The sequence below is a fragment of the Leifsonia poae genome (assembly GCF_050632195.1).
GTDB classification, from domain to species: Bacteria; Actinomycetota; Actinomycetes; order Actinomycetales; family Microbacteriaceae; genus Leifsonia; species Leifsonia poae_C.
This window is the reverse complement of record NZ_CP192580.1, coordinates 3,328,929-3,355,418: the sequence shown is the minus strand read 5'-3', so window position 1 is coordinate 3,355,418 and position 26,490 is coordinate 3,328,929. Positions and strand designations below refer to the sequence as shown.

The 26,490-nt window shown below is 67.6% G+C and carries 23 protein-coding genes and 3 pseudogenes; 22 read left to right on the top strand and 4 right to left on the bottom strand.

Features of this window, described 5'->3' with window-relative positions:
- Positions 1 to 287: 287 nt before the first annotated feature.
- From rplM to glmM, 3 genes are read left to right on the top strand one after another with little or no spacing between them, the layout of a single operon-like run.
- Positions 288 to 734, top strand: coding sequence for a 50S ribosomal protein L13 (rplM, locus tag ACQ86A_RS16890; RefSeq protein ID WP_431278101.1), 447 nt, complete (start codon positions 288 to 290; stop codon positions 732 to 734).
- A 49-nt stretch (positions 735 to 783) separates the two neighbouring features.
- Entirely contained in the window at positions 784 to 1,281 is a 498-nt protein-coding gene (rpsI, locus tag ACQ86A_RS16885) for a 30S ribosomal protein S9 (RefSeq protein WP_431278100.1), read from the top strand.
- Between the two features lie 27 nt (positions 1,282 to 1,308).
- Positions 1,309 to 2,670 carry a phosphoglucosamine mutase gene (gene glmM / locus ACQ86A_RS16880; protein ID WP_431278099.1) on the top strand — a complete coding sequence of 454 codons (1,362 nt, stop codon included), beginning with the start codon at positions 1,309 to 1,311 and terminating at the stop codon, positions 2,668 to 2,670.
- Positions 2,671 to 2,683: 13 nt separating this feature from the next.
- Here the strand turns inward: glmM and ACQ86A_RS16875 are convergent, their stop codons facing one another.
- Positions 2,684 to 2,992 carry a helix-turn-helix domain-containing protein gene (locus tag ACQ86A_RS16875; RefSeq protein WP_431278098.1) on the bottom strand — a complete coding sequence of 103 codons (309 nt, stop codon included), beginning with the start codon at positions 2,990 to 2,992 and terminating at the stop codon, positions 2,684 to 2,686.
- Between the two features lie 86 nt (positions 2,993 to 3,078).
- On the bottom strand, positions 3,079 to 4,044 hold the full coding sequence (gene coaA / locus ACQ86A_RS16870; protein WP_431278097.1) for a type I pantothenate kinase: 966 nt from the start codon (positions 4,042 to 4,044) through the stop codon (positions 3,079 to 3,081).
- A gap of 43 nt (positions 4,045 to 4,087) precedes the next feature.
- On the opposite strand from coaA, the gene glmS reads away from it, so the two are divergent.
- From glmS to ACQ86A_RS16830, 8 genes are all read left to right on the top strand, one after another.
- Positions 4,088 to 5,938 (top strand): glutamine--fructose-6-phosphate transaminase (isomerizing), encoded by a 1,851-nt coding sequence (gene glmS / locus ACQ86A_RS16865; protein WP_431278096.1) that lies wholly within the window; start codon positions 4,088 to 4,090, stop codon positions 5,936 to 5,938.
- An 11-nt stretch (positions 5,939 to 5,949) separates the two neighbouring features.
- The gene (locus tag ACQ86A_RS16860; RefSeq protein ID WP_431278095.1) at positions 5,950 to 6,312 is read left to right on the top strand and encodes a holo-ACP synthase; all 363 of its coding nucleotides are present in this window, start codon (positions 5,950 to 5,952) and stop codon (positions 6,310 to 6,312) included.
- On the top strand, positions 6,302 to 7,450 hold the full coding sequence (alr, locus tag ACQ86A_RS16855) for an alanine racemase (protein WP_431280476.1): 1,149 nt from the start codon (positions 6,302 to 6,304) through the stop codon (positions 7,448 to 7,450). Before ACQ86A_RS16860 ends, alr begins: the two co-directional genes overlap by 11 nt.
- 50 nt (positions 7,451 to 7,500) lie before the next feature.
- The gene (tsaE, locus tag ACQ86A_RS16850) at positions 7,501 to 7,995 is read left to right on the top strand and encodes a tRNA (adenosine(37)-N6)-threonylcarbamoyltransferase complex ATPase subunit type 1 TsaE (protein ID WP_431280475.1); all 495 of its coding nucleotides are present in this window, start codon (positions 7,501 to 7,503) and stop codon (positions 7,993 to 7,995) included.
- Between the two features lie 9 nt (positions 7,996 to 8,004).
- Positions 8,005 to 8,625, top strand: a complete 621-nt coding sequence (gene tsaB, locus ACQ86A_RS16845) for a tRNA (adenosine(37)-N6)-threonylcarbamoyltransferase complex dimerization subunit type 1 TsaB (RefSeq protein WP_431278094.1) — start codon at positions 8,005 to 8,007, stop codon at positions 8,623 to 8,625.
- Complete coding sequence (gene rimI / locus ACQ86A_RS16840; protein ID WP_431278093.1) at positions 8,622 to 9,107, top strand: ribosomal protein S18-alanine N-acetyltransferase; 486 nt, start codon at positions 8,622 to 8,624, stop codon at positions 9,105 to 9,107. The genes tsaB and rimI overlap by 4 nt, the downstream gene beginning before the upstream one ends.
- Positions 9,104 to 10,189: a tRNA (adenosine(37)-N6)-threonylcarbamoyltransferase complex transferase subunit TsaD gene (gene tsaD / locus ACQ86A_RS16835; RefSeq protein WP_431278092.1), complete on the top strand. Its 1,086-nt coding sequence runs from the start codon at positions 9,104 to 9,106 to the stop codon at positions 10,187 to 10,189. Before rimI ends, tsaD begins: the two co-directional genes overlap by 4 nt.
- Before the next feature lie 185 nt (positions 10,190 to 10,374).
- Positions 10,375 to 11,055 (top strand): DUF4190 domain-containing protein, encoded by a 681-nt coding sequence (locus ACQ86A_RS16830; protein ID WP_431278091.1) that lies wholly within the window; start codon positions 10,375 to 10,377, stop codon positions 11,053 to 11,055.
- A gap of 87 nt (positions 11,056 to 11,142) precedes the next feature.
- On the opposite strand, the gene ACQ86A_RS16825 is transcribed toward ACQ86A_RS16830, so the two are convergent.
- Positions 11,143 to 12,336 (bottom strand): THUMP-like domain-containing protein, encoded by a 1,194-nt coding sequence (locus ACQ86A_RS16825; RefSeq protein WP_431278090.1) that lies wholly within the window; start codon positions 12,334 to 12,336, stop codon positions 11,143 to 11,145.
- A 139-nt stretch (positions 12,337 to 12,475) separates the two neighbouring features.
- On the opposite strand from ACQ86A_RS16825, the gene groES reads away from it, so the two are divergent.
- The 4 genes and pseudogenes from groES (at position 12,476) to ACQ86A_RS16805 (ending at position 17,298) form a co-directional block, all read left to right on the top strand.
- Positions 12,476 to 12,772: a co-chaperone GroES gene (gene groES, locus ACQ86A_RS16820; RefSeq protein WP_431280474.1), complete on the top strand. Its 297-nt coding sequence runs from the start codon at positions 12,476 to 12,478 to the stop codon at positions 12,770 to 12,772.
- 112 nt (positions 12,773 to 12,884) lie between these two features.
- Positions 12,885 to 13,865, top strand: a complete 981-nt coding sequence (gene rarD / locus ACQ86A_RS16815) for an EamA family transporter RarD (RefSeq protein ID WP_431280473.1) — start codon at positions 12,885 to 12,887, stop codon at positions 13,863 to 13,865.
- Between the two features lie 106 nt (positions 13,866 to 13,971).
- Positions 13,972 to 15,474, top strand: coding sequence for an IMP dehydrogenase (gene guaB, locus ACQ86A_RS16810; RefSeq protein WP_431278089.1), 1,503 nt, complete (start codon positions 13,972 to 13,974; stop codon positions 15,472 to 15,474).
- Positions 15,475 to 15,610: 136 nt separating this feature from the next.
- A pseudogene (locus ACQ86A_RS16805) lies at positions 15,611 to 17,298 on the top strand (ABC-F family ATP-binding cassette domain-containing protein).
- Positions 17,299 to 17,394: 96 nt separating this feature from the next.
- Here ACQ86A_RS16805 and ACQ86A_RS16800 read toward each other — a convergent pair.
- Positions 17,395 to 18,357: pseudogene (locus ACQ86A_RS16800) on the bottom strand (MalY/PatB family protein); the annotation flags it as partial.
- A 169-nt stretch (positions 18,358 to 18,526) separates the two neighbouring features.
- Here ACQ86A_RS16800 and ACQ86A_RS16795 point away from each other — a divergent pair.
- The 7 genes and pseudogenes from ACQ86A_RS16795 to guaA all read left to right on the top strand — a co-directional run bounded on the left by ACQ86A_RS16795 (position 18,527) and on the right by guaA (position 26,447).
- Positions 18,527 to 19,645, top strand: coding sequence for a GuaB3 family IMP dehydrogenase-related protein (locus ACQ86A_RS16795; protein WP_431278088.1), 1,119 nt, complete (start codon positions 18,527 to 18,529; stop codon positions 19,643 to 19,645).
- A gap of 43 nt (positions 19,646 to 19,688) precedes the next feature.
- On the top strand, positions 19,689 to 21,575 hold the full coding sequence (locus tag ACQ86A_RS16790; RefSeq protein WP_431278087.1) for a glycerol-3-phosphate dehydrogenase/oxidase: 1,887 nt from the start codon (positions 19,689 to 19,691) through the stop codon (positions 21,573 to 21,575).
- An 87-nt stretch (positions 21,576 to 21,662) separates the two neighbouring features.
- Positions 21,663 to 22,079 (top strand): annotated as a pseudogene (locus tag ACQ86A_RS16785) (cation:proton antiporter regulatory subunit); the annotation flags it as partial.
- A gap of 115 nt (positions 22,080 to 22,194) precedes the next feature.
- Positions 22,195 to 23,565: a cation:proton antiporter gene (locus tag ACQ86A_RS16780; protein ID WP_431278086.1), complete on the top strand. Its 1,371-nt coding sequence runs from the start codon at positions 22,195 to 22,197 to the stop codon at positions 23,563 to 23,565.
- A gap of 45 nt (positions 23,566 to 23,610) precedes the next feature.
- Positions 23,611 to 24,405 (top strand): SURF1 family protein, encoded by a 795-nt coding sequence (locus ACQ86A_RS16775; protein WP_431278085.1) that lies wholly within the window; start codon positions 23,611 to 23,613, stop codon positions 24,403 to 24,405.
- A gap of 4 nt (positions 24,406 to 24,409) precedes the next feature.
- Positions 24,410 to 24,859, top strand: a complete 450-nt coding sequence (locus tag ACQ86A_RS16770) for a DUF3817 domain-containing protein (RefSeq protein WP_431278084.1) — start codon at positions 24,410 to 24,412, stop codon at positions 24,857 to 24,859.
- Positions 24,855 to 26,447: a glutamine-hydrolyzing GMP synthase gene (gene guaA / locus ACQ86A_RS16765; RefSeq protein ID WP_431280472.1), complete on the top strand. Its 1,593-nt coding sequence runs from the start codon at positions 24,855 to 24,857 to the stop codon at positions 26,445 to 26,447. The genes ACQ86A_RS16770 and guaA overlap by 5 nt, the downstream gene beginning before the upstream one ends.
- The last annotated feature ends 43 nt before the right edge of the window (positions 26,448 to 26,490 follow it).

Sequence of the window (26,490 nt, the reverse complement as noted above, 5' to 3'; positions counted from 1 at the left end):
CGCTAGGTACGCGGTGTTGCCGGTGGCTGGACGGGATGCGAACGGATGCGGTCCGGCTGTCAAACCGTTCAGGAACGTGTGAGGGTGTTCAGTGCATCGGGCCGGGGCGCACCGGTTTGCCGTGTGGTGGCGCATCCCGTACTATTGATCTTTGGTGTCCGTGCCTTGGCGGCATGACACACGAACGTGAGCCCTCCGAACGTTCGGTTCCCGTCTCATCGAGATGAGAACCGCCCTGGAGTGGGATTCACGAACACCTCCGTTCGATACAGAAAGCAGCCACTACTGTGACGCGCACTTACACCCCGAAGGCAGACGAGATCCAGCGTGACTGGGTCGTCATCGACGCGACCGATGTCGTGCTCGGCCGTCTTGCCAGCCACACCGCCGCTCTCCTGCGTGGAAAGCACAAGCCGACGTTCGCCCCGCACATGGACAGCGGCGACTTCGTCATCATCATCAACGCGGAGAACGTTGCCCTCACCGGCGCCAAGCTCCTGCAGAAGAAGGCTTACCGCCACTCGGGTTACCCGGGTGGACTGTCGGCCGTCACCTACGCCGAGCTTCTCGAGAAGAACCCGATCCGCGCTGTGGAGAAGGCTGTTCGCGGAATGCTCCCCAAGAACTCGATCGGCCGCGCCCAGCTCCGCAAGCTGAAGGTCTACACGGGCAACGAGCACCCGCACGCCGCCCAGCAGCCGAAGCCGTACACCCTCGGCCAGGTCGCGCAGTAGCGCGCCAGCAGACCTTTCTGACTTAGAAGAGACAAGGATTACCACCATCGTGGCGAAGATCGCAGACAGCATCGAGTCGGCCCAGGCCGACAACGTCGAGTCCTACTCGACCGAGACCCCGGCCAGCGAGGCCCCCCAGGCTCATCGTCCCGTCCTCACCGTTCCCGGTGCGGCCGTCGGCCGTCGCAAGCAGGCCATCGCCCGCGCGCGGCTCGTTCCGGGCTCCGGCACCATCACGGTCAACGGCCGTGTGTTCGCCGACTACTTCCCCAACAAGCTGCACCAGCAGCTCATCACCGACCCGTTCAAGGTCCTCGACCTCATCGGCGGCTACGACGTCATCGCCAAGATCACCGGCGGCGGCCCCTCGGGCCAGGCCGGCGCTCTGCGTCTGGCGATCGCTCGCGCGCTGAACGAGATCGACCGCGAGAACAACCGTGCCACCCTCAAGAAGGCGGGCTTCCTCACTCGCGACGCGCGCGTCATCGAGCGTAAGAAGGCCGGTCTCAAGAAGGCCCGCAAGGCGTCGCAGTTCTCCAAGCGCTAAGCGTCGCGAACGCTTAGGCTTCGGTTCATGCCACGCCTCTTCGGAACCGACGGAGTCCGCGGACTCGCCAACGGTTCACTCACCGCCGACCTCGCGCTCGGCCTTGCTCAGTCAGCTGCTGCTGTTCTGACGCAAGGCCGCAGCGCCGAGGCGCGGCGTGCCGCCGGCAAGCGACCGGTGGCCATCGTCGCCCGTGACCCCCGCGTCTCGGGCGAGTTCATTTCTGCCGCCGTCGCGGCCGGCCTCGCCTCCTCGGGCATCGACGTGCTCGATGCCGGCGTCATCCCGACCCCCGCAGCGGCGTTCCTGATCGCCGACATCGACGCCGACTTCGGCGTGATGGTGTCCGCATCGCACAACCCCGCGCCCGACAACGGCATCAAGATCTTCGCCCGTGGCGGCACCAAGCTTCCGGATGTGGTCGAAGACCGCATCGAGGAGCACCTGGGTCTCGAGAAGCTCGCGCCCACCGGCGCAGCGGTCGGGCGCATCCGTCGCTTCGCAGATGCGGAAGACCGCTACGTGGTCCACCTGCTCGCGAGCCTGCCGCACCGCCTCGACGGCATCCATGTCGTGCTCGACTGCGCCCACGGCGCCGCTGCCGGCGTCTCGCCCGAGGTGTTCACGGATGCGGGCGCCCGCGTCACCGTCATCGGCGACGCCCCCGACGGCATGAACATCAACGACGGTGTCGGTTCGACGCACCTCGACAACCTGGCCAGGGCCGTGCTCGAAGCCGGAGCGGACGTCGGCATCGCCCACGACGGCGACGCCGACCGCTGCCTCGCCATCGACGCGAACGGCAACATCGTCGACGGCGACCAGATCATGGCGATCCTCGCGCTCGGCATGAAGGACCGCGGCAAGCTCCGCGAGAACACTCTCGTCGCCACCGTGATGAGCAACCTTGGTCTGAAGCTCGCGATGCGTGACAACGGCATCCGTGTCGTCGAGACCGCCGTCGGCGACCGGTATGTGCTCGAGGAGATGAACGAGCACGACTTCTCGCTCGGTGGCGAGCAGTCCGGCCACGTGATCATGCGCGACTTCGCGACGACCGGCGACGGCATCCTGACCGGCCTGCACCTGCTCAGCGAGATGGCCCGCCAGCACAAGTCGCTCGCGGAGCTGGCGCAGGCGATGACCGTGTACCCGCAGTTCATGGTGAACGTGAAGAACGTCGACCACCACGCGGTGCACACCGACGAGGTGCTGCAGGCCGCGGTCGAGTCCGCGTCGGCCGCCCTCGGCGACTCGGGGCGCGTGCTGCTGCGGCCATCCGGAACCGAGCCGCTGGTGCGGGTCATGGTCGAGGCTGCGGATCAGCAGACCGCCGAGCGGCTCTCCAACGAGCTGGCCGACGTCGTGCGTGAGCGTCTCGGCTTCTAGCCGGGTACGCCGGCTACTTCTTGCCGGCGGCCTTCTTGGCTGCGAGGAAGTCGGCGACCGAGTACGCGTGTGTGCGCTCGGGCAGCATCTCGGCGCCGTACAGGCCGGCGACGAGAGTCGCCGGGTCGACGTTCAGCGCGGTGGCCAACCGGACGATCGTGTGCAGCTCCGAGTTCGCCTCGCCGCGCTCGACGCGGCCGTAGTTGGTGACGTGCATATCGGCGAGGTGCGCAATGTCCTCCTGGCTCAGGCCGAGGGCGAGTCTGGCTTCACGCACACGTGCGCCGAAGAGCTCGGCAGCACGGGAGCGGGTTTCGGGCATACCTCATGACTACGGCACCCTGGTCGAACGGACCAGGGCTTGAATGCATGTGGCTTAACGGCCCCAGGCAGGTATGAGAGCCAGCGTCACAGCTTGCGCAGGAGGACCGAGCTCACCGTGTGATCGGCGTCCTTGCGCAGCACCAGCTTGGCCCGGGAGCGGGTGGGCCGGATGTTCTGGGTGAGGTTGGGCTCGTTGATGGCGGCCCAGATGCCCGCCGCCCGTTCGCGCGCCTGCTCCTCGGTGAGTTCAGCAAAACGGTGGAAGTACGAGCGCGGGTTTGCGAAAGCGCCGCGCTGCAGCTTGAGGAAGCGCTCCTCGTACCAGCGGGCGATGTCGCGGGTGCGCGCATCCACGTACACGCTGAAGTCGAACAGGTCGCTCACCGCGAGCCGATTTCCGCCACCAGCCGGCTGCAGCACGTTGAGGCCTTCGACGATCAGCACATCCGGACGCCGGACGACGATCTCGGCGTCAGGAACGATGTCGTAGCTCAGGTGCGAGTAGAAAGGCGCGCGCACTTCGGGTGCGCCGCTCTTGACCGCGGTGACGAAGCGCAGCAGGGACCGCCGGTCGTAAGACTCGGGAAAGCCCTTGCGCTCCATCAGCCCGCGGCGCGCGAGCTCGGCGTTGGGCAGCAGGAAGCCGTCGGTGGTGACCAGTTCCACGCGAGGCGTGTCATCCCACCGCGAGAGCAGTTCGCGCAGCAGGCGCGCGATCGTCGACTTGCCGACGGCGACGGATCCCGCGACGCCGATCACGAAGGGCGTGCTCGCCGCCCGCTCACCGAGGAACTGGCTGGTGACGCGGTGAAGCTGCTTCGCGCCGCCGACGTAGAGGTTGAGCAGCCTGCTGAGCGGCAGGTAGACCTCCTCGACCTCGCGCATGTCGAGCGGGTCGCCCAGCCCCCTCAGTTGCACGATCTCGGTCTCGAGGAGGGGGAGGCGGGTGCTCTGCGCCAGCTCGGCCCAGTCTGCGCGGGACAGTTCCACGAAGGGGGACGAGTCGCCGTTGCCTGTGGATCCGCCTTGTGCTGCGCCGTGCTCCGCCATAGGCGTCAAGTCTAGGGTGTCGGCCCAGGCTAAAATCGGCTGCATGTGTGGAATCGTCGGGTACGTCGGTACGGATAAGAGCCTCGAGGTACTCCTGGGCGGCCTGAAGCGTCTGGAGTACCGCGGATACGACTCCGCGGGAATCGCGGTCATCGCGCCCGACGGCACCCTGAACACGGCCAAGAAGGCCGGCAAGCTCTCCGCCCTGACCGGCGACCTCGAGAGCAACCCGATCCCGAACGGCGGAACGGGCATCGGCCACACCCGCTGGGCGACGCACGGCGGACCGACCGACCGCAACGCGCATCCGCACCTCGGCGACGAGGGTCGCCTCGCCGTCATCCACAACGGCATCATCGAGAACTTCTCCTCGCTGAAGAACGAGCTCCTCGCCGAAGGCTTCGCCTTCGAGTCCGAGACCGACACCGAGGTCGCGGCCGTGCTGCTCGGCCGCGAGTACCGCGCAACCGGCGACCTCAACACCGCCTTCCGAAACGTCGTCTCCCGGCTCGAGGGTGCGTTCACCCTCCTCGCTCTGCATCAGGATGCGCCCCACGTCGTCGTGGGCGCCCGCCGCAACTCGCCGCTCGTGATCGGCCTCGGCGAGGGCGAGAACTTCCTCGGCTCCGACGTGGCCGCGTTCGTCGAGCACACCAGGAACGCGATGGCGATCGGGCAGGACCAGATCGTCACGATCACGCCCGACTCCGTCACCGTCACGGACTTCGCCGGCGACGTCGTCGAGGTCGAGCCTTTCGAGGTGGCCTGGGATGCGTCCGCCGCTGAAAAGGGCGGCTGGTCGTCGTTCATGGCGAAGGAGATCGCCGAGGAGCCGGATGCTGTGGCGAACACCCTGCGCGGGCGCATCGTCGACGGTGCCGTGCACATCCCGGAACTCGAGGCCATCGGCGACGAGCTGCTCGCGGAGATCGACCGCATCACGATCATCGCCTGCGGCACGGCTTCGTACGCCGGCATGGTCGGCAGCTACGCCATCGAGAAGTGGGCGCGTGTTCCGGTCACCGTCGAGCTGAGCCACGAGTTCCGCTACCGCGAGCCGGTGATCAGCGAGCGCACCCTGGTTCTCTCGATCAGCCAGTCGGGCGAGACGATGGACACCCTCATGGCCGTCAAGTACGCCCGCGACGCCGGTGCCAAGACCATCTCGATCTGCAACACCCAGGGCGCGACGATCCCGCGCGAGTCGGATGCGGCCCTCTACACCCACGCGGGTCCCGAGGTCGCCGTGGCGTCGACCAAGGCGTTCGTGGCTCAGATCACGGCTCTCTATCTGTTCGGGCTGCATCTCGCACGGGTGCGAGGCACGCTCGCGGACGCGGCTCAGCGCGATGCGATCGAGGAGCTCCTCGCGGTCCCCGCGAAGATCGCGACCGTTCTCGAATCGCACGACACCATCGCGCAGCTCGCGCGGTGGATGTCCGACTCGCGCGCCGTGCTCTTCCTCGGTCGCAACGTCGGTTACCCGATCGCCCTCGAGGGTGCGCTCAAGCTCAAGGAGCTCGCGTACATCCACGCCGAGGGATTCGCGGCGGGTGAGCTCAAGCACGGCCCGATCGCACTGATCGAGCCCGGCCAGCCCGTGTTCGTCGTCGTGCCCAGCCCCCGCTGGTCCGACGAGATGCACAAGAAGGTCGTGTCGAACATCCAGGAGATCCGCGCCCGCGGTGCCCGTGTGATCGCCATCGCCGAGGCCGGGGACGCGGCGGTTCTGCCGTTCGCCGACGAGGTCATCCGCATCCCGCTCGCCGAGCCGCTCTTCGAGCCGTTGCTCGCGGTCGTGCCGCTGCAGATCTTCGCAATGGAGCTCTCGGCGGCCAAGGGCCTCGATGTCGACCAGCCGCGCAACCTGGCCAAGTCGGTCACGGTCGAGTAGCCGAGCGAACGATGATCGCGGGCATCGGGGTCGACGTCGTCGATCTGGAGAGGTTCACTCTCTCGATCGAGCGCACGCCCGCGCTGCGTGAGCGCCTGTTCACCGAGTCCGAGCGCGGGCTGCCGGTGCACTCGCTCGCCGCTCGTTTCGCCGCCAAAGAAGCACTGATCAAGGCGCTGGGGGGATCCGAGGGCGTGCGCTGGCACGACATGGAGATCGTCCCCGACGACGAGCGCAACCCGGCGTTCGTGCTGCACAACGTGATCGAACGGGATGTGCGTGAGCGCGGCATCACCCACATCCACGTCACCATGACCCACGACGCCGGAGTCGCGACGGCGTTCGTCATCACCGAGCGGGACGATCGTGGCTGATTCGCCCGTCTTCCGCGAAGCGCTCATAGATCTCGGGGCGCTCGCCGCCAATGTCGCTCATCTGCGCGAGGTGGTGGGCACCGAGCACGTGATGGCCGTCGTCAAGGCGAACGCCTACGGCCACGGCGCGGTCGAATGCGCTCGTGCCGCACTCGACGGCGGCGCCGACTGGCTCGGCGTCGCCGATCTCACGGAGGCGATGCAGCTCCGCGACGCGGGCATCGATGCGCCGCTGCTCGCTTGGCTGCACGATCCGGATGCCGATTTCCTGCCGGCGATCGAGGCGGGCGTCGACATCGGTGTGAGCTCCGTGTCGCAGCTCGAAGCGGTTGGTGCGGCACGCCGGGAACTGCTGTCGCAGGGGCGCCTGCACGGCCAGGCGTTCGTGCAGCTGAAGCTCGAGACCGGCCTGAGCCGCAACGGCATCTCCGAGCCCGACTGGGCGTCGGCGTTCACGCGGGCCCGCGAGTTGGAGCGCGCAGGCGACATCGTCGTGCGCGGTGTCTTCAGCCACGTCTCGAATGCTTCGCCGCAGGATGACGCGGCCGCGATCGAGACGTTCACGCGGGGACTCGACGCAGCCGCCGCTGCCGGTCTCCGCCCTGAGCTGCGGCATCTGGCCGCCTCTGCGGCGGCTCTGCGCATCCCGGATGCCCGGTTCAACCTGGTGCGCTTGGGCATCGGCATCTACGGTCTCTCACCGTTCGACGATGCGACGAGCGCCGACCTCGGGCTCAAGCCGGTCATGACGCTCCGCGGCCGTGTCGCCGCGGTGCGCCGGGTCGCAGCGGGCACGGGTGTCTCGTACGACTACACGTACCGCACCAAGGGCACGACGACGCTGGCGCTGGTTCCGCTCGGATACGCCGAGGGCATCCCGCGTCACGCGTCGAACCAGGCGGCCGTCACGATCGGCGGTCAGCGCTTCCGGATCAGCGGCCGGGTCGCGATGGACCAGTTCGTCGTGGATGTCGGCGACACCCCCGTCCAGGTCGGCGACGAGGTCGTGCTCTTCGGCGATCCCGCGACCGGCGTGCCGTCGGCAGAGGACTGGGCGGAGGCAGCCGGAACGATCAACTACGAGATCGTGACCCGCATCGGCCACCGCGTTCGCCGCACATACGTGGGGCGACCGTGACCGGATACCTCTGGCCGCCCGCGTCCCGGATCGTTCCGGCCGCGGCCGATATGCACACGCTCGGCATCGAGCTCGCCGCGATCCTGCGGCCGGGCGACCTCGTCGTGCTGAGCGGTCCCCTGGGAGCGGGCAAGACCACCCTCACCCGCGGAATCGGTGACGGCCTGCAGGTGCGCGGTCCGGTGACGAGCCCGACGTTCGTGCTGGCCCGAACGCATCCCAGCCTCATCGGCGGTGCACCACTCGTGCACGTCGACGCCTACCGGTTGAGCAGCGCCCTCGAACTCGACGATCTCGACATCGACTTCGCCACCTCGATCGTCGTGGTCGAATGGGGTTCCGGGATGCTCGACGGCGTCGCCGAGTCCTGGCTCGAGATCGACATCGCGCGGCCCACAGGCGCCACCGAGCAGCCGCCGCTCGCGGCCGACGACAACCCCGGCGAAGACGACGACATCGAGCAGGAGGGCGCCGAGGAGATCCTCGACGCCGACGAGCCCCGGCGGGTGACGGTGACCGGCTACGGCCCGCGCTGGCTCGCCTAGGCTGGAACCATGCTTCTCGCCATCGACACCTCAGCCGGCACGAGTATTGCCGTCGTCGACAGGGAGGGCGGCATTCTGGCCGAGCGCTCCCAGTCCGACACGATGCGTCACGCCGAGGTGGTCGGCCAGCTGATCGAGGCCGTGCTGCGCGAATCCGGAATCCCGATCGCTGCCCTCTCGGGAGTCGTCGCGGGGATGGGCCCCGGTCCGTTCACCGGGCTGCGTGTGGGCATCGCCGCGGCCAAGGCGTTCGCCTTCGGCGCAGGAAAGCCGCTCGTCCCGGTCGTCAGCCACGACGCCGTCGCATTCGAGCGGTACGCCGACGGCCATCAGGGCGGCCTGCTCGTGGTGACGGATGCGCGACGCCGCGAGCTCTACTGGTCCGCCTACGTCGGCGTCGACGAGCTCGGCCTGCCGATTCGCGAAGACGGTCCGGGCCTCGCCAAACCCGACGCCATGCCGCATCCCGCACTCGAACGGTTCGACGCCTCCGTCGTGTCGGCCGGTGCTCTCGGGATGCTCGCCGAACTCCTCTACGCGAACGGCCGCAAGTTCCCCGCCGACGAGCCGCTCTACCTGCGCTCGCCGGACGTGACACTCTCGAACGGTCCGAAGCGGGTGAGTGCGTGACCGCCTGGCAGCTGCGGCGGGCGACGCTCGACGACGTGACGGCGATCATGGAGCTCGAACGCTCGACGTTCACGACCGACGCCTGGTCGGAGAAGTCGATGCGGTCTGAGGTCGCGGGCGAGTACGGCTACTACCTCGTCGCGTTCGAGCCCGAGCATCCTGAGCGCATCGACGGCTACGCCGGGCTCCTCGCCCCGCTCGGAGCGATCGAGGGCGATATCCAGACAATCGCGGTCGCGCCATCGGCCCGCCGGAACGGCCTCGGTCGCACGCTGATGCTGGCTCTCATCGGCGAGGCAAGAAAACGCGGCGCCCGCGAGGTGTTCCTCGAGGTGCGCGCCGACAATCCCGGAGCCCAGACGCTCTACCTCCAGCTCGGCTTCGAGGAGATCGGCGTGCGTCCGCGCTACTACCAGCCCGACGGCGTCGACGCGCTCGTGATGCGTCTCGTCGTCCCCACCCCGGAGACCACCGTCGCATGAACAGCACAGCGCCCTCCTCGACCGGCCCGCTCGTGCTCGGCATCGAGACCTCCTGCGATGAGACCGGCATCGGCATCGTGCGGGGCACCACCCTGCTCGCCAACACGATCGCGTCGTCGATGGACGAGCACGCCCGCTACGGAGGGGTCGTGCCCGAGGTCGCCGCGCGCGCCCACCTCGAAGCACTCACGCCGGCGCTGCGCACGGCCGTCGCGGACGCCGGAATCGACCTCGCCGACGTCGACGCGATCGCGGTGACCAGCGGCCCGGGACTCTCCGGCGCGCTGATGGTCGGCGTCGGGGCGGCCAAGGCGCTCGCCTTGTCGCTCGGCAAGCCGATCTACGCGGTGAACCATCTGGTCGGCCACGTCGGAGCCGACCTTCTCGATGCGTCGGGCGGCCCCGGGCATCCGGTCGAACTGCCGACGATCGCCCTGCTCGTCTCTGGTGGCCACACCTCGTTGCTGCTCGTGCGCGATCTCGTCTCCGACGTGGTGCTGCTCGGCGAGACGATCGACGACGCGGCGGGGGAGGCGTTCGACAAGGTCGCGCGCGTTCTGGGCCTGCCGTATCCCGGGGGCCCGCAGATCGACAGGGTGGCCGTCGGCGGCGACCCGAAGGCGATCCGCTTCCCGCGCGGACTGACCAAGCCGAAAGACCTCGAGGCGCACCGCTACGACTTCTCTTTCTCCGGGTTGAAGACCGCGGTCGCCCGTTGGGTCGAGCAGCGGCAGGATGCGGGCGAGCCCGTTCCGGTCGCCGACGTCGCAGCTAGCTTCCGCGAAGCCGTGGTGGACGTTCTGCTCACGAAGGCGATGGCCGCCTGCCGGGAGTTCGACGTTCCCCGGCTGCTGCTCGGTGGCGGCGTCGTCGCAAACGCCCGTGTGCGCGAGGTGGCCGCAGAACGGGCGGCCGCAGCGGGCGTCGAACTGCGCATCCCGGCCCTGTCGCTGTGCACCGACAACGGCGCGATGATCGCCGCGCTCGGGGCTCAGCTGATCATGGCCGGTCGTGAGCCGAGCGCCCTCTCGTTCGGTGCCGATTCGTCGCTCCCGGTCACCGAGATCCAGGTCGTCCGCTGACGGATGCCCTGGTGCGACATCGGGTCGTACCCAGGTCCCCAATCGGCCGCAATCCCTGTATTCGCCTGCCCGAAGCAATACTCTGGAGGGGTGGCCAACCGGGGGCGGCCTTCGTTGACACCCCCTGGTGAGCCTGCCACGATGGCACCGCCACACCAGAAATTCGACAGAAGGAGATTGGCCTCATGACCGATCCGAATGCGCCCGTCGATCCGGCGGACCCGAACACTCCCGCGGCTTCCGAGCCCGCGGCTTCCGAGCCCGCAGCTTCCGAGCCCGCAGCGGCCGAGCCTGCGGCGCCGGCCGCACCCGCCGAACCCGCTGCCCCCGCCGCTCCGCCGGCGCCTCCGGTCCCGCCGGCGGCTCCATACGGCCAGCAGCCCCCTGCCCCCGGTTACCCGCAGCAGCCGACCGCCCCGGGCTACGGCCAGCAGCCGGGCTACGGCCAGCAGCCGGGCTACGGACAGCAGCCCCAGCAGCCGTACGGTCAGCAGCCGTACGGCCAGCAGCAGCCATACGGCGCGGCGCCCGGCTACGGCGCTCCCGCGTACGGTCAGCCTGCTCCCGGCTACGCGCAGCCCTATGCTCCGCCGGCCAAGTCGCCCATCCTCAGCATCCTGTCGATGGTCGGCGGCATCATCGGCGTCGTGCTCGGCTGGGTGTGGGGCATCGGCTTCCCCTTTGGCGTGGCCGCGGTCATCCTCGGCTTCATCGGAAAGAAGAAGGAGCCGGCCGCCAAGGGCTTCTGGCTGACCGGCATCATCACCGGGTTCGTCAGCATCGCCTTCTCGCTGATCGCTTGGGCGTTCCTGATCATCGCCCTGATCGTGTTCTCGTCGCACAGCTACGGCACGTACACGTACTGAACCGACTCTGCCTGATCACAGACCGATCGCCGAAGCCGGGCCGCACTCGAGTGCGACCCGGCTTCGCTGCATCAGGCGATCAGACGATCAGGCGGTCAGGCGCTCGACGAGCAGTGCGGTGTGCTTGCCCGCCACGCGCGTGAGCACCAACGTCGCCGAACGCGAGCCGCTCAACGATAGGCGCTTGCGGAGCGTGGCGGGATCCACATCCACGCCGCGTTTCTTGATCTCGAGGGTCCCGATCCCGCGCTCCTTCAGCGCACGCTTGAGTTCGCGCTCCTGGTACGGCAGGGTCTCCAGGATGCGGAAACCGGCGGCGAACGGCGTGCTGGTGGCTTCGTCCGCGGTGAGGTACGCGATTCCGTCGCTGAGCATCCTGGCGCCGATGAGACGGGCGAGATCGCCGATCAGGCGTGCCCGGATAACGGCGCCGTTAGGTTCGTAGAGGTACTCGCCCATCGGGCCGGCATCGACGTCTTCGCTGTCTGCGGGTGCTACGAGTTCGTGCGACCGGTCGCCGTCGAGCACGAGCGCGGCGCGACGGATGCCCGGGCGGGCGAGGGCCCCGAACCACAGCCCCATCTCCACCAGCTGGCCGTCGACCGAGATCCACTGAGCTTCTGCTGTCGACGGGATGAGGTCGCGGTCCAATCCCGGTCCCAGTTTGATGCCGACCGACAGGCCGGTGGCGAGTTCGAACGCGAAGTTGAGCGACGGCGAATAGTCGTCGGGATCGGTGAGCCGGGTCGTCTGGCCGTGACCGGGCGTGCGGCGGGCCGGATCGAGGAAGACACCGTCGATGCCGCGCAGGTCGGTCCTTTCGGCGAGTTCGTTGACCACGGTGGCGTTCGGGAAGGGCGCGAGGTTGTAGCTGGCGATCGCGGCGGTGACCTCGTCGGCCTCGACGGCGAGCACGTCGAGCTCCAGGGCGGCCATCGCCATCGCATCCCCGCCGATCCCGCAGCCGAGGTCGGCCACCCGGTGGAGCCCTGCAGCGGCGAAGCGGCCGGCGTGACGTGCAGCGACCGGCAGACGGGTCGCCTGCTCCAATCCGGCGTCGGTGAACAGCATCCGGTCGCCGAACTCGCCGAACTTGGCCTGCGCCTTCGAGCGCAGCTTCGCCTGGGTCAGAACGGCCGCCACCAGACCTGCGGAATGACCCGCCTTGCGCAGGTCGCTGACCATACGAAGCACGTCGCGGTCCGAGTGGTACGGCGGCAGCGAGTCGAGCAGCCTCAGCCCCTCGGGAGACAGCACCTCGAGGAGTTCCGACCGGTCCATGGCTTCACGCTACCCCTTTGGCACTCACGTTGCGTGACTGCTAACGAACCCTCTAAACTCTCATTAGCACTCTCACCACGAGTGTGCTAACTCCAGTCTTGGTTATAAGCCAGTCATAGTCATGAGAAAGAGGTCAACCGTGTCGGTCTCCATCAAGCCGCTCGAGGATCGCATCGTTATCAAGCAGGTCGAGGCTGAGCAGACCACTGCTTCTGGTCTGGTCATCCCCGACACCGCCAAGGAGAAGCCCCAGGAGGGTGAAGTCATCGCCGTCGGCCCCGGCCGCATCGACGACAACGGCAACCGCGTTCCGCTCGATGTCGTCGTCGGTGACAAGGTGCTCTACTCCAAGTACGGCGGAACCGAGGTCACCTTCAGCGGCGACACCTACCTCGTGCTGTCGGCCCGCGACGTTCTCGCGGTCGTCGTCCGCTAGTCAGCGGTAGCACAGAACTCCGTCGAGAGGCCCGGATGCGCACGCACCCGGGCCTCTCGCGTACCCGGCGGCGGCATCCGTCGACAGCGCAGCGACGTCGGTGCCCGAGCGTATGATCTCTGGAGTGTCCCAGAGCGCAGCAGAGCCAACCGCATCCGTCGAGAAGCCACTCTCCGAACACCGTCGCTCAGGTCTGATCTACGCGATCTCGGCGTATGTGCTCTGGGGGATCCTCCCGATCTACTTCCTGTCGCTCGTTCCCGCGAGCGCGTTCGAGATCGTCGCCTGGCGGGTGCTGTTCTCGCTGGTGTTCTGCGCCATCCTGATCACGGTCACCCGCAAGTGGCGGGTCTTCGGCGCGTTGCTCACTAACAAGCGCGTGGTCTTCACGATGGGGATCGCCGGCGCGCTGATCTACGTCAACTGGCAGACATACGTTCTCGCCGCGGTGTCGGGCCATGTCGTCGAGGCGGCACTCGGCTACTTCATCAACCCGATCGTCACGATCTTCCTCGGGGTGCTCGTGCAGCGGGAGAAGCTGCGGGTGGCGCAGTGGGTGGCCGTCGGTGTCAGCATCGTGGCGGTCGTGGTGCTCACGATCGGCTACGGCTCGCTGCCCTGGATCGCGCTCGTCCTGGCCTTCTCGTTCGGCTTCTACGGCTTGATCAAGAAGCGTGTCGGCGGGTCGGTGGATGCGGTCTCCGGCCTCACGCTCGAGACCCTGTGGCTGACACCCGTCGCGATCATCCAGCTGATCGTCGTCGGCGCGACCGTCGGGATCACGTTCGGGACGATCAGCGTGTGGCACACCGTTCTGCTGGCCAGCGCGGGAGTAATCACCGCTGTGCCGCTGCTCTTCTTCGCGGCGGCGTCCCGGCGGTTGCCGCTCGTGTACATGGGCTTCATCCAGTACTTCGCCCCGTTCATCCAGTTCATCGTGGGCGTCGCGCTGCTGCACGAGGCGATGCCGCCGGAGCGCTGGGTCGGGTTCGGGATCGTGTGGCTGGCACTGCTCATCCTGACCGTCGACATGATCGTGGGTGCGCGGGCGGGTCGCCGCGAGGTCGAGTTGGACGTCGCCGCGGTCGAGTGAGGAAACCGTGGAATAAAACCCCAGGGTTCTGCCGTTAGCATTGACTATCCGTTGGCAATGGTGGCGGGCGGATTCTCCTATATCCTCTCGACGCATAAGGGGTGAAATGGATCACAACGATCCGTTCGGCTTCATCGGCTTGACCTACGACGACGTGATGCTCCTGCCCGGGCACACCGACGTCATCCCGAGCGAGGCGGATACGTCTTCCCGGCTCACCAAGCGCATCACCGTGGCCTCCCCGCTGGTGTCGAGCGCCATGGACACCGTCACCGAGTCGCGCATGGCCGTCGCGATGGCGCGCAACGGCGGCATCGGCATCCTGCACCGCAACCTCTCGATCGAAGACCAGGCGGCGCACGTCGACAAGGTGAAGCGCTCCGAGTCGGGCATGATCACCAACCCGGTCACCACCACCCCCGACGCCACCGTCGAAGAAGTGGATGCCCTCTGCGGCCAGTTCCGCGTCAGCGGTCTTCCCGTGGTCGAGGGCGACGGCACCCTCGTCGGCATCATCACCAACCGCGACATGCGATTCGTGTCGCCGTTCGAGCGCACGACGACGTATGTGCGCGACGTGATGACCCGCCAGCCTCTCATCACCGCCCCGGTCGGCATCGATCCGGATTCGGCTGTCGCGATCTTCGCGCAGCACAAGATCGAGAAGCTCCCGCTCGTCGACGAGGAGGGCAAGCTCCGCGGTCTCATCACCGTCAAGGACTTCGACAAGAGCGAGAAGTACCCGAACGCCACCAAGGACGACGAGGGTCGCCTGCGCGTCGGCGCCGCGATCGGCTTCTTCGGCGACGCCTGGGACCGTGCCATGACCCTGGTCGACGCGGGAGTCGACGTGATCGTGGTCGACACGGCCAACGGCGACAGTGCCGGCGTTCTCGACATCATCAGCCGCCTCAAGGCGGAGCCCCGCGCATCCCACGTCGACGTCATCGGCGGCAACGTCGCGACCCGCTCGGGCGCTCAGGCGCTCATCGACGCGGGCGCCGACGCCATCAAGGTGGGCGTCGGACCGGGCTCGATCTGCACCACGCGTGTAGTCGCCGGAGTCGGGGTCCCACAGGTCACCGCCGTCTACGAGGCTTCGCTCGCAGCCCGCGAGGCGGGAGTCCCCCTCATCGCGGATGGCGGCCTGCAGTACTCGGGCGACATCGCCAAGGCGCTCGTCGCCGGCGCGGACACCGTGATGCTCGGATCGCTTCTCGCCGGAACGGCGGAGTCGCCCGGCGATCTCGTCTTCGTCAACGGCAAGCAGTTCAAGAACTATCGCGGCATGGGCTCGCTGGGTGCGCTGCAGACCCGCGGCAAGAAGACCTCGTACTCGCGCGACCGCTACTTCCAGGCTGATGTGCCGAGCGACGAGCAGCTCATCGCCGAGGGCATCGAGGGTCAGGTTCCCTACCGTGGTCCGCTCTCCGCCGTCGCGTACCAGCTCATCGGCGGTCTGCGTCAGTCCATGTTCTACGTGGGCGCGCGCACCATCCCCGAGCTCAAGCAGCGCGGCAAGTTCGTTCGCATCACCGCGGCCGGACTGAAGGAGTCGCACCCGCACGATGTGCAGATGGTGGTCGAGGCGCCCAACTACCGTCGCTGAGTCGTCCGCAGACACGAGTTCATCCCTATCGCTTTCGTCGCCACTACTTTCGCCTGAGCGAGCTGATCGCTAGGCTGGAAGGCTCGTTCGACGCGGGCGCCCTACCGTGGGGCCCGCTTCGGCCGAGGGAAATTCCGTGGGTTACATCGACGTCTCTGCGATCAGCTACTCGCTGGCCGACGGGCGACCCCTCCTCGACGAGGTCTCCTTCCGGGTCGGCGAGGGAGCGTCTCCGCTCTGATCGGCGCGAACGGAGCGGGCAAGTCGACGCTGCTGCGGATCATCCGCGGTGAGCTGAAGCCAGACTCCGGAACCGTCGGCATCGACGGCGGGCTCGGCGTGATGGACCAGTTCGTCGGTCACGTGCGCGACGAACGCACGGTTCGCGACCTGCTCGTCTCGGTCGCGCCCGCGAGCATCCGTCGGACCGCCGAAGCGCTGGCCGCCTCGGAGGAGGCGATCATCGAACGCGACGAGATGGACACTCAGCTCGCGTACGCCTCAGCGATCGCCGACTACGCGGATGCCGGCGGGTACGAGCACGAGGTCGTCTGGGACCACTGCACGATGGCCGCCCTGGGCATCCCCTTCGAGCGCGCTCAATACCGGGAGTTGCGCACGCTGTCGGGCGGCGAGCAGAAGCGGCTCGTGCTGGAGGCGCTTCTGCGCGGTCCGGAGCAGGTGCTGCTGCTCGATGAGCCCGACAACTATCTCGACGTGCCCACAAAGCGTTGGTTGGAGCAGCAACTGCTTGCCACGCCCAAGACCGTGCTCCTGGTCTCACACGACCGCGAGCTGCTCGCCACCGCGGCAGACAGGATCATCACGCTCGAGTTGGGTGCAGCGGGCAACACGACCTGGACGCACGGCGGCGGCTTCGGCGGATACCACCAGGCGCGGCAGGAGCGGATGGATCGCCTCGACGAGCTCCGCCGGCGCTGGGATGAGGAGCATGCCAAGCTCAAGGCGCTCGTGCTCAGGCTGTGGGAGAAGGCCAAGTACAACAGCGACGTCGCGCCTGCCTATCGTGCGGCCCAGACCAGGCTCGCCAAGTTCGTCGAAGCCGGACCGCCCGAGGTGCGACCGCGCGAGCAGGACGTCAAGATGCGTCTCACCGGCTCGCGCACAGGCCGCCGCGTCGTCGAATGCTTCGACCTGGAGTTGACCGGGCTGATGCGCCCGTTCAGTGCGGAGATCTGGTTCGGCGAGAGGGTGGCCGTCTTGGGATCCAACGGGTCGGGAAAATCGCATTTCCTGCGCCTGCTCGCGTCCGGCGGCACCGACCCCGACCCGTCCGCAGGGCACCTCGCTTCCGCCGAACAGGTGGGCACGCCCATCGCGCACACCGGGGTGGCGAAGCTGGGTGCGCGGGTGGTGCCGGGGTTGTTCGCGCAGGCTCACGAGCATCCTGAACTCGTCGGTCGAACGCTGCTCGAAATCCTGCACCGTGGCGACGACTTCCGAACCGGTATGCCTCGGGATGCGGCGAGCCGCGTGCTCGACCGCTACGGCCTCGCCGCATCCAGCGAGCAGAAGTTCGAGACGCTCTCCGGTGGTCAGCAGGCGCGGCTGCAGATCCTGTTGCTCGAACTCTCGGGTGCGACGCTGCTGCTGCTCGACGAGCCGACCGACAACCTCGACCTCGTCTCCGCCGAGGCGCTGGAGGAGGGCCTCCGCGGGTACGAGGGCACGGTGATCGCGGTGACCCACGACCGCTGGTTCGCGCGCGGCTTCGACCGCTTTCTGGTGTTCGGCGCCGACGGCGCAGTCTACGAGTCGACCGAGCCGGTGTGGGACGAGACGCGGGTGGCGCGGGCACGCTGACGAGCGAAGATCAGGGGTGATGCCCGCCATCCGAAGCACGGCCTCTGTCAACACCGAGGGCGAGCACGCGAAGTTCAGCCGCGCGAATCCCTCGCCCTGCTTTCCGAAGTCGGGCCCTGGCACCAGCGCGACCTTGGCCTCCTCGAGGGCGAGAGCGCTCGGGTCGACGCCCCAGTCGAGCGCGCGGAAGTCGAGCCACGCCAGATAGCCGGCCTGGGGCTCGCGGTAGCGCACCTCGGGGAGGTACTGGTCAAGCAGCCGGGTGAGCAGGGCGCGGTTGGACTCGAGCTGCACCAGCACATCGGCGAGCCAGCCGCGCGAATCCTGATACGCCGCCTCGTTCGCGATGCGGCCGAACGTGCCGGTGCGCGTCTGCACCTCGACCGGGAGCGTGGCGACGAGTCGCGACATCCGTTCGCTCTGCGTGACGATCGTCGCGCACTTGAGGCCGGTGACGTTCCACCCTTTGCCAGCCGAATGAGTGGCAATGCCGTGTTCTCGTGCTGCTTCCGAGACGCTCAAGAATGGTGTGAACGTGGCGTCGGAGTGCGTCAGTGGGGCGTGGACCTCGTCGCTCACCACGAAGGCGTCGTACCGGGCGGCAAGCTCGGCGACCGCGCGCAACTGATCCGCGGTGTGCACCACACCGACCGGGTTGTGCGGATGGCACAACAGAAACGCCCGGGCTCCCGACTCGAAGGCGTGCTCGATTCCGGGGAGGTCGAGCGACCATCCGGTACCCTCGTCGAAGAGCAGGGGCACCTCCTCGACGACGCCGCCCGCCTCGGGCACCAGCTCGAAGAACGGCGGGTACACGGGAGGGGTGACGATGACGCGATCTCCGGGGTCGATCGTCAGCCGCAGTGATTCGACGATCGCGACACTGACATCGGTGGTCGTCAGGATGGGGGACGGGTCGACTTCCCAGCCCCAAGCCGCCTGAGCGAAGTCGGCGAACGCACGCTGCACGCGGTCGTCGGGGCCGATGTATCCGGTGTCCGAACGACGAACGGCTGCGACCAGCGCCTCGCTGATCGGCTCGGCCAGCGGATAGTCCATCTCGGCCACGAACAGCGGCAGGACGTCGTCGGGATATGCCCGCCACTTCTCGCTGGTCCTGGCGCGGAGTTTTTCGAGAGGCTCGGCTTCGATCGTCATACACCCACTCTGCCGCGGTTGCCACGGCAGCGCATCCTTCTCGACCGCGCCATAGACTGAAGGAGTGAGTATGGAGATTGAGATCGGGCGCGCCAAGCGCGCCCGCCGCGTTTACGCCTTCGACGACATCGCGGTTGTGCCGAGCCGGCGCACCCGCGACCCCGAGGATGTCTCGGTCTCCTGGTCGATCGATGCGTACCAGTTCTCCATCCCGTTCATCGCGGCCCCGATGGACTCGGTCGTGTCGCCGAGGACGGCGATCATGATGGGTCAGCTCGGTGGGCTGGGCGTGCTCGACCTCGAGGGCCTCTGGACCCGCTACGAGAATCCTGAGCCCTTGCTGGCCGAGATCCGCGAGCTTCCCGCCGAGAAGGCCACCGCTCGCATGCAGGAGATCTACTCCGAGCCGATCAAGCCGGAGCTCGTCCGCAGCCGCCTGGCCGAGATCCGTGAGGCGGGCGTCACCGTGGCGGGCGCGCTCTCGCCGCAGCGCACCCAGGAGCTGTACGAGACGGTCGTCGCGGCCGGTGTCGACCTCTTCGTCATCCGGGGCACCACCGTGTCGGCCGAGCACGTGTCGAAGAACGTCGCGCCGCTGAACCTCAAGAAGTTCATCTACGAACTGGATGTTCCCGTGATCGTCGGCGGGGCCGCCACGTACACCGCGGCTCTCCACCTCATGCGCACCGGCGCGGCCGGCGTGCTCGTCGGGTTCGGCGGAGGCGCCGCCTCCACGACACGTTCGACGCTCGGCATCCACGCGCCCATGGCCACGGCTGTCGCCGACGTCGCCGGCGCTCGCCGCGACTACATGGACGAGTCGGGCGGCCGCTACGTGCACGTCATCGCCGACGGCGGCCTCGGCAGCTCGGGCGACATCGTCAAGGCGATCGCCTGCGGTGCGGATGCGGTCATGCTGGGCTCCACACTGGCCCGCGCCACCGACGCCCCCGGCGGCGGCTGGCACTGGGGTGCGGAAGCCCACCACTCGCAGCTGCCCCGCGGCAACCGCGTCGCCGTCGGCCAGGTCGCACCGCTGGAGGAGATCCTCTACGGTCCGGCGCCGGTCGCCGAGGGCACGGCCAACCTGGTCGGTGCGCTGCGCCGGTCGATGGCCACCACGGGCTACTCGGACCTGAAGGAGTTCCAGCGCGTCGAAGTCGTCGTCGCGCCGTACAACGCGCGATAAGCATCCGGCCGACGGTGGCCGGGAGAGGGAGAGAACGATGGTCATGACCAGATCCACCTCAGAATCCGCCCTGTCGTCGGCGTCACGCCTGGGCCCCGCCGAGCGAGCGGATGCGATAGCCACGTTGAAGGAGACGGAGCTCGATATCCTCGTGGTCGGCGCCGGCATCGTCGGCACCGGTAGTGCTCTCGACGCCGTGACGCGAGGACTGACCGTCGGTCTCGTCGAGGCCCGTGACTTCGCCTCCGGCACGTCGAGCCGATCGTCGAAGCTGGTGCACGGTGGAATCCGGTACTTGGAGCAGCTCGACTTCCGGCTGGTGCGCGAGGCGCTGATCGAGCGTGGACTGCTCCTCCAGCGCATAGCGCCACACCTGGTCAAACCCGTCCGCTTCCTCTACCCGCTCAAGAAGCGGGTCACCGAGCGCTTCTACGTCGGCGCCGGCATGATGCTCTACGACATCTTCAGCTACACCGGGCTTCGCCCACCGGGAGTTCCGCACCACCGCCACCTATCGAAGCGTCAGGTGAACCGGGCGATCCCGAGCCTTGCAGCCGACGCTCTGGTCGGCGGGATCACTTACTACGACGCTCAGGTCGACGACGCACGATACGTGGCCAACCTCGCACGTACGGCGGCGCACTACGGCGCGCACGTCGCATCCCGAGTCCGTGTGGAGGGGTTCATCAAGGTCGGCGAGAGGGTCGTCGGCGTTCAGGCGCACGACCTCGAGTCGGGCGAACGGTTCGAGATCCGTGCCAAGCAGGTCGTGAACGCGACGGGTGTCTGGACCGACGACACCCAGGCGATGGTGGGGGAGCGCGGCCAGTTCAAGGTGCGCGCGTCGAAAGGGATCCACCTCGTCGTCCCGCGCGACCGGTTCCAGTCGAAGATGGGGCTGCTGTTGCGCACCGAGAAGAGCGTGCTCTTCGTCATCCCGTGGGGTCGGCACTGGCTCATCGGCACGACGGACACGGACTGGCATCTCGACAAGGCGCATCCCGCAGCCACCGCGGCCGATATCGACTACCTGCTGGCCCACGTCAACTCGGTGCTCGCGGTGCCGTTGACCCGCGAGGACGTCGAAGGCGTGTACGCGGGCCTGCGCCCCCTTCTGGCGGGCGAGTCAGACCAGACCTCGAAGCTCTCTCGCGAGCACCTCGTCGCGCACTCGGTACCTGGCCTCGTCGTCATCGCGGGCGGCAAATGGACCACGTACCGGGTGATGGCGAAGGATGCGATCGACGCGGCCGTCGACGCCCTGGACGGAAAGATCCCCCAGAGCACCACGCAGGAGATCTCCCTGGTCGGCGCGGAGGGGTATCAGGCCGCGTGGAACCGCCGGTCCCGGATAGCGGCCGAGAGCGGCCTGCACATCGCCCGGATCGAGCACCTGCTCAACCGGTACGGCACGTTGGCGGCCGACATCCTCGACCTGATCCGGGAGGACCCGTCGCTCGCCGACGCCCTCCCTGGAGCGGACGACTACATCGGGGCCGAGGTCGTGTACGCCGCTTCGAACGAGGGCGCCCTGCACCTGGAGGACGTGCTCGCCCGCCGCACGCGCATCTCGATCGAGGCCTGGGACCGTGGTGTCTCCGCCGCACCCGTCGCCGCGTCGCTGATGGCCGGCGTGCTCGGCTGGGACAAGGCGCGTGAGGAGCGCGAGGTGAAGACATATCTCGAGCGGGTGGCAGCCGAGCGCCTCAGCCAGCTGCAGCCCGACGACGCGTCGGCCGATCGCATCCGTCTCGCGGCCCCCGACATCGTCGACGTGGATGCCGCCGCAGCAGCCACGGGCACCGCAGCCAAACCGGCTCGCGTGCGTGCCCCGCGCAAGCCCGCGGCGACGAGCAGCCCCGCGGCGACGAGCAAGGCTCAGGATGCGCCAACCGCGGCGCCGTCCGAGGGGGAGACCCCGACAGCGTAGCCACCCGTACACCATCAACCACCAAGCCGCCTTCAGGCCGCTCGGGTAGGCTTATCTGACTGCCCCCGAGCTGATGGAGACGGAACAATGGTTGACGTTCGACGGGTCAAGCTCCCCGGGGTCGGGGTATTGCATACCTTCGTCACCGACGATGGCGGCAAGGTAGGTGTCATCGCCCACCGCTCCGGCCACAACGACCTGATCACCTTCTCTGACCATGAAGACGGCGCCGACGTCACCAAGGTGTCGTTGCGCCTCAGCGAAGACGAAGCACACACACTCGCCGAGTTGCTCGGCGGAACCCAGATCACCGAATCGCTCACCGCGCTCGACCAGATCCCGGGTCTCAGCATCGACTGGTTCTCGGTCGACTACGACGACTACATAGCCGGCCAACCCCTCGGCAGCCCCGCTGATCGAGGGATGGTCGGGCTCACCGTCGTCGCCGTCGTGCGTGGCGAGTCCGCGAATCCCGCCCCGTCTCCCGACTTCAAGGTCTTCCCCGGTGACACGCTGGTCGTGGCCGGTTCGCCCGAGAAGGTGGCCAAGGCGTTCAACTTCTTCCGCTCCGGCAAGCTGCCGGTTCGGTCCACCGTCGACGCACCGCCCGGGGGTAGCCATGCATCTCGGCGAAGACCTCATCGTTCTCGGCCTCCTCCTGCTCGTGGCGTATGTGCTCGGGCGTCTCGGCAAGCTGGTGGGTCTCCCCGCGATCCCCATCTACATGCTCGTCGGGCTGCTAGCGAGCCCGCATACCGGCTGGTTCCCGCTCAACTTCGAGTCGAACTACATCGAGCTCATCGCGATCTTCGGGCTGATCCTGCTGCTCTTCAACCTGGGACTCGAGTTCGATCAAGACGAGTTCTTCGGCAACTTCGGCAAGCTGATCATCTCGGGCGGCTCGTACATCGTGGTCAACATGGGCGTCGGGCTCGTGTTCGGCTTCATGCTCGGCTGGGGGACCCGCGAGGCGCTCATCGTGGCGGGGATGACCGCGACCTCCTCGAGCGCGATCGTCACCAAGCTGCTCATCGAGCTCAACCGCCTCGCCAACAAAGAGACGCCGATGATCCTCGGGGTCACCGTCGTCGAAGACATCTTCATCGCTATCTACCTGGCGATCGTCTCGGTCGTGCTGAGCGGCGAGACGGACTTCTGGCCGATCGTCGGCAAGCTCGCGATCGCGTTCACGTTCCTCGTCGTCATGTTCACGATCGCCCGCTGGGGCGGCAGGTTCGTCTCGCGATTGTTCCGCACGAAGGACGACGAGCTCTTCACCATCCTGTTCTTCGGCTTCGCGGTGCTGTTCGCCGGCATCGGCGAGGTGCTCGGCGTGACGGATGCGATCGGCGCCTTCCTGATCGGCCTCGTGCTCGGCGCGACCAAGTACCGCAACAAGATCGAGCACATCGCGATCCCGCTGCGAGACGTGTTCGCGGCGTTCTTCTTCCTGAACTTCGGCCTCGCTCTCAACCCGGCGAAGTTCCCCGAAGTGCTCGTACCCGTGCTCCTCGCCGTTCTGCTCACTATCGTGCTGAACATCGCCGCCGGGCAGTTCGTCGCCTGGCTCAACGGACTCGGGCCGCAGGCCGGCATCAACACCACCGTCATCCTGCAGAACCGCGGCGAGTTCGCCCTGATCCTCGCGACGCTCTCGCTCAGTGCGGGACTGGATGAACGAATACAGCCGTTCGCGGGCCTCTACGTGCTCATCATGGCCGTACTGGGACCGCTGCTCGCAGCAAATTCCGAGAAGATCGGTGCGATGATTCTGCGGACCGGGAAATCGTCCAAACGCACGTCTTCGAAGAAGCGAGCCAAGGAGAAGAGCCGCGATCCCATGCTCGACGAAGAGATCGCGCTGGTCGAGGCGGCCACCGCCGATCTCGACCCCGACACCGGATCCGAAGGCACGCGCAACGCCATCGACCGGGTGGTCGAGCAGGCGATGCAACAGCAGGACACCACCGGGGACCGAAAGCGGGACTGAACCATTAGTGAGACCACCGACAGCGGAGAGACCTCGCTGTACAGAATGATGCTGCGCCCGCGTTGGATCGGCGCGCTCATCCTCGCACTCGCTCTCGCAGCCGGCTTCGCATGGCTCGGCCAGTGGCAGCTGGAGCGTGCGGTGGAGTCCGGCAAGGTGGTGGATGCGCCGAGCGAGACCGTCCTGCCGCTCGCCCAGGTGGCAAAGCCGGGCGGTCCGATCACCGACAAGGCGACCGGACAGCTGGTGACCTTGGAAGGCTCCTTCATCCCGACCGACTACGAGCTGCTGCAGGGCCGTCTCAACCACGGAACGGCCGGCTGGTGGGTGGTCGCGCACGTCTCCATCGGTGGGGATGCGGCCGACTCCGAGCCCGTCGGGCTCCCGGTGGCGCGCGGCTGGGCCGCCGACGAGAAGACCGCGAAGGCCGCGATGGAGCGCCTGGCGGCCGAGCCCGAGAGTCAGCAGACGATCGTGGGGCGTCTGCTGCCGACCGAGGCCCCTGAGGTCCCGAAAGACAAGAAACACCCGTTCGTCATGACGACCATGTCGTCCGCTGCGCTCTACAACCTCTGGACCGGCGTCGACGGGCAGGATGTCTACTCGGCCTATGTGGTGGAGGCCACCCCGCCGGCCGGGCTGGTCAAGATCGCCTCGCCGCCGCCCATCCAGGACGCCACGCTCAACTGGCTCAACATCTTCTACGCCGCCGAATGGATCGTGTTCGCCGGCTTCGCGATCTTCTTCTGGTTCCGCCTGGTGAAGGATGCGAAGGAGAAGGAGGACGAGTTGAGAGAGCTCGAAGCCGAATCCGCACCCCAACTCGGGAAAGTAGACTAGATCCATGCCCCTCGCCCCCAAGCCCGAAGCCTTCCCGAAGATCCGCGGGGCGCTCCGGCTCTATCAGATCTGCGCGTACATCACCGGTGTCATGCTCCTGCTGCTCTGCGCGGAGATGGTCGTCAAGTACGGCATGGGGTACCAGCTGTTCGCGTTCGGCAACCACGGCGTCTTCGCCTTCGTGCCGGTGAACGACCCGGTCGAGCCGACCGGCGTCGACGTGAGCACGGGCATCCTGATCGCGCACGGCTGGCTGTACGTGCTCTACCTGTTCTCCGACTTCCGGCTCTGGAGCCTGATGCGCTGGAACTTCACGCGGTTCGTCACGATCGCCCTCGGCGGTGTGATCCCGTTCCTGTCGTTCTTCGTCGAAGCCCGCATCACCAAGCAGGTGAAGTCCTATCTGGCCGGCCGTGAGGCCGAGCAAGCGACCCTCGTGGAGGCATCAAATTAGCACCGAGCCCGTCACCAACCGGCCCGTTCTCGTCGTCGACTTCGGCGCGCAGTACGCCCAGCTGATCGCACGGCGCGTGCGCGAGGCCAATGTGTACTCCGAGATCGTGCCGCACACGGTCACCGCTGCCGAGATCGAGGAGAAGAACCCGTCGGGCATCGTTCTCTCCGGTGGGCCGTCGAGTGTCTACGAAGAGGGCGCCCCGCAGTTCGACTCGGCGATCTTCGACCTCGGCGTTCCCGTTCTCGGCATTTGCTACGGCTTCCAGGTGATGGCCACCGCGCTCGGCGGCGAGGTCGCCCAGACCGGTCTGCGCGAGTACGGCTCGACCGCCGTGAAGATCAGCGACGCAGCCAGCGGAGGCTCCAGCCGTCTGCTCGACGGCCAGCCCATTGAGCAGACCGCTTGGATGAGCCACGGCGACTCCGTCTCCCGGGCCCCCGAGGGCTTCGAGGTGCTGGCATCCACCGCATCCACCCCCGTTGCGGCCTTCGCGAACGACGAGCGCAAGCTCTACGGCGTGCAGTGGCACCCCGAGGTCAAGCACTCCGCTTACGGCCAGGCCGTGCTCGAGAACTTCCTGCACCGTGCTGCCGGCATCCCCGCCGACTGGAACAGCGGCAACGTGATCGCCGACCAGGTCGCCGCGATCCGGGCCCAGGTCGGGTCGGGCAAAGTCATCTGCGGCCTCTCGGGTGGCGTCGACTCCGCCGTCGCTGCGGCCATCGTGCACGAGGCTGTCGGCGACCAACTCGTCTGCGTCTTCGTCGACCACGGCCTGCTGCGCAAGGACGAGCGCCGTCAGGTGGAGGTCGACTACGTCGCGTCCACGGGTGTGCGCCTGGTCACCGTCGACGCGGAGAAGCAGTTCCTCGACGCCCTCGCCGGTGTGAGCGATCCCGAGACGAAGCGCAAGATCATCGGCCGCGAGTTCATCCGCGTGTTCGAGCAGGCGCAGGCCGACCTCATCCTCGAGGCCGCGGATGAGGGCGACCCCATCCGCTTCCTGGTGCAGGGAACGCTCTACCCCGACGTCGTCGAGTCCGGCGGCGGAACGGGCACCGCGAACATCAAGAGCCACCACAACGTCGGCGGCCTCCCCGAAGACCTGCAGTTCGAGCTCGTGGAGCCTCTTCGCACACTCTTCAAGGACGAGGTGCGCGCGATCGGACGCGAGCTGGGACTGCCCGAGGCGATCGTCGGCCGCCAGCCGTTCCCCGGCCCCGGCCTCGGCATCCGCATCGTCGGCGAGGTCACCCACGAGCGCCTGGAACTGCTGCGCGACGCGGATGCGATCGTGCGCGAAGAGCTCACCGCCGCCGGCCTCGACAACGAGATCTGGCAGTGCCCGGTCGTGCTCCTCGCCGATGTCCGCTCCGTCGGCGTGCAGGGCGACGGCCGTACCTACGGTCACCCCATCGTGCTGCGCCCGGTCTCGAGCGAAGATGCGATGACCGCAGACTGGACCCGCCTGCCGTACGACCTGCTCGCGAAGATCTCCAACCGCATCACCAACGAGGTCGACGGCGTCAACCGCGTAGTGCTGGACGTCACGTCGAAGCCGCCGGGAACGATCGAATGGGAGTGAGTCTCCCCTGAACGTGAGAAGGGCCGGGATGCTGTGACAGCAT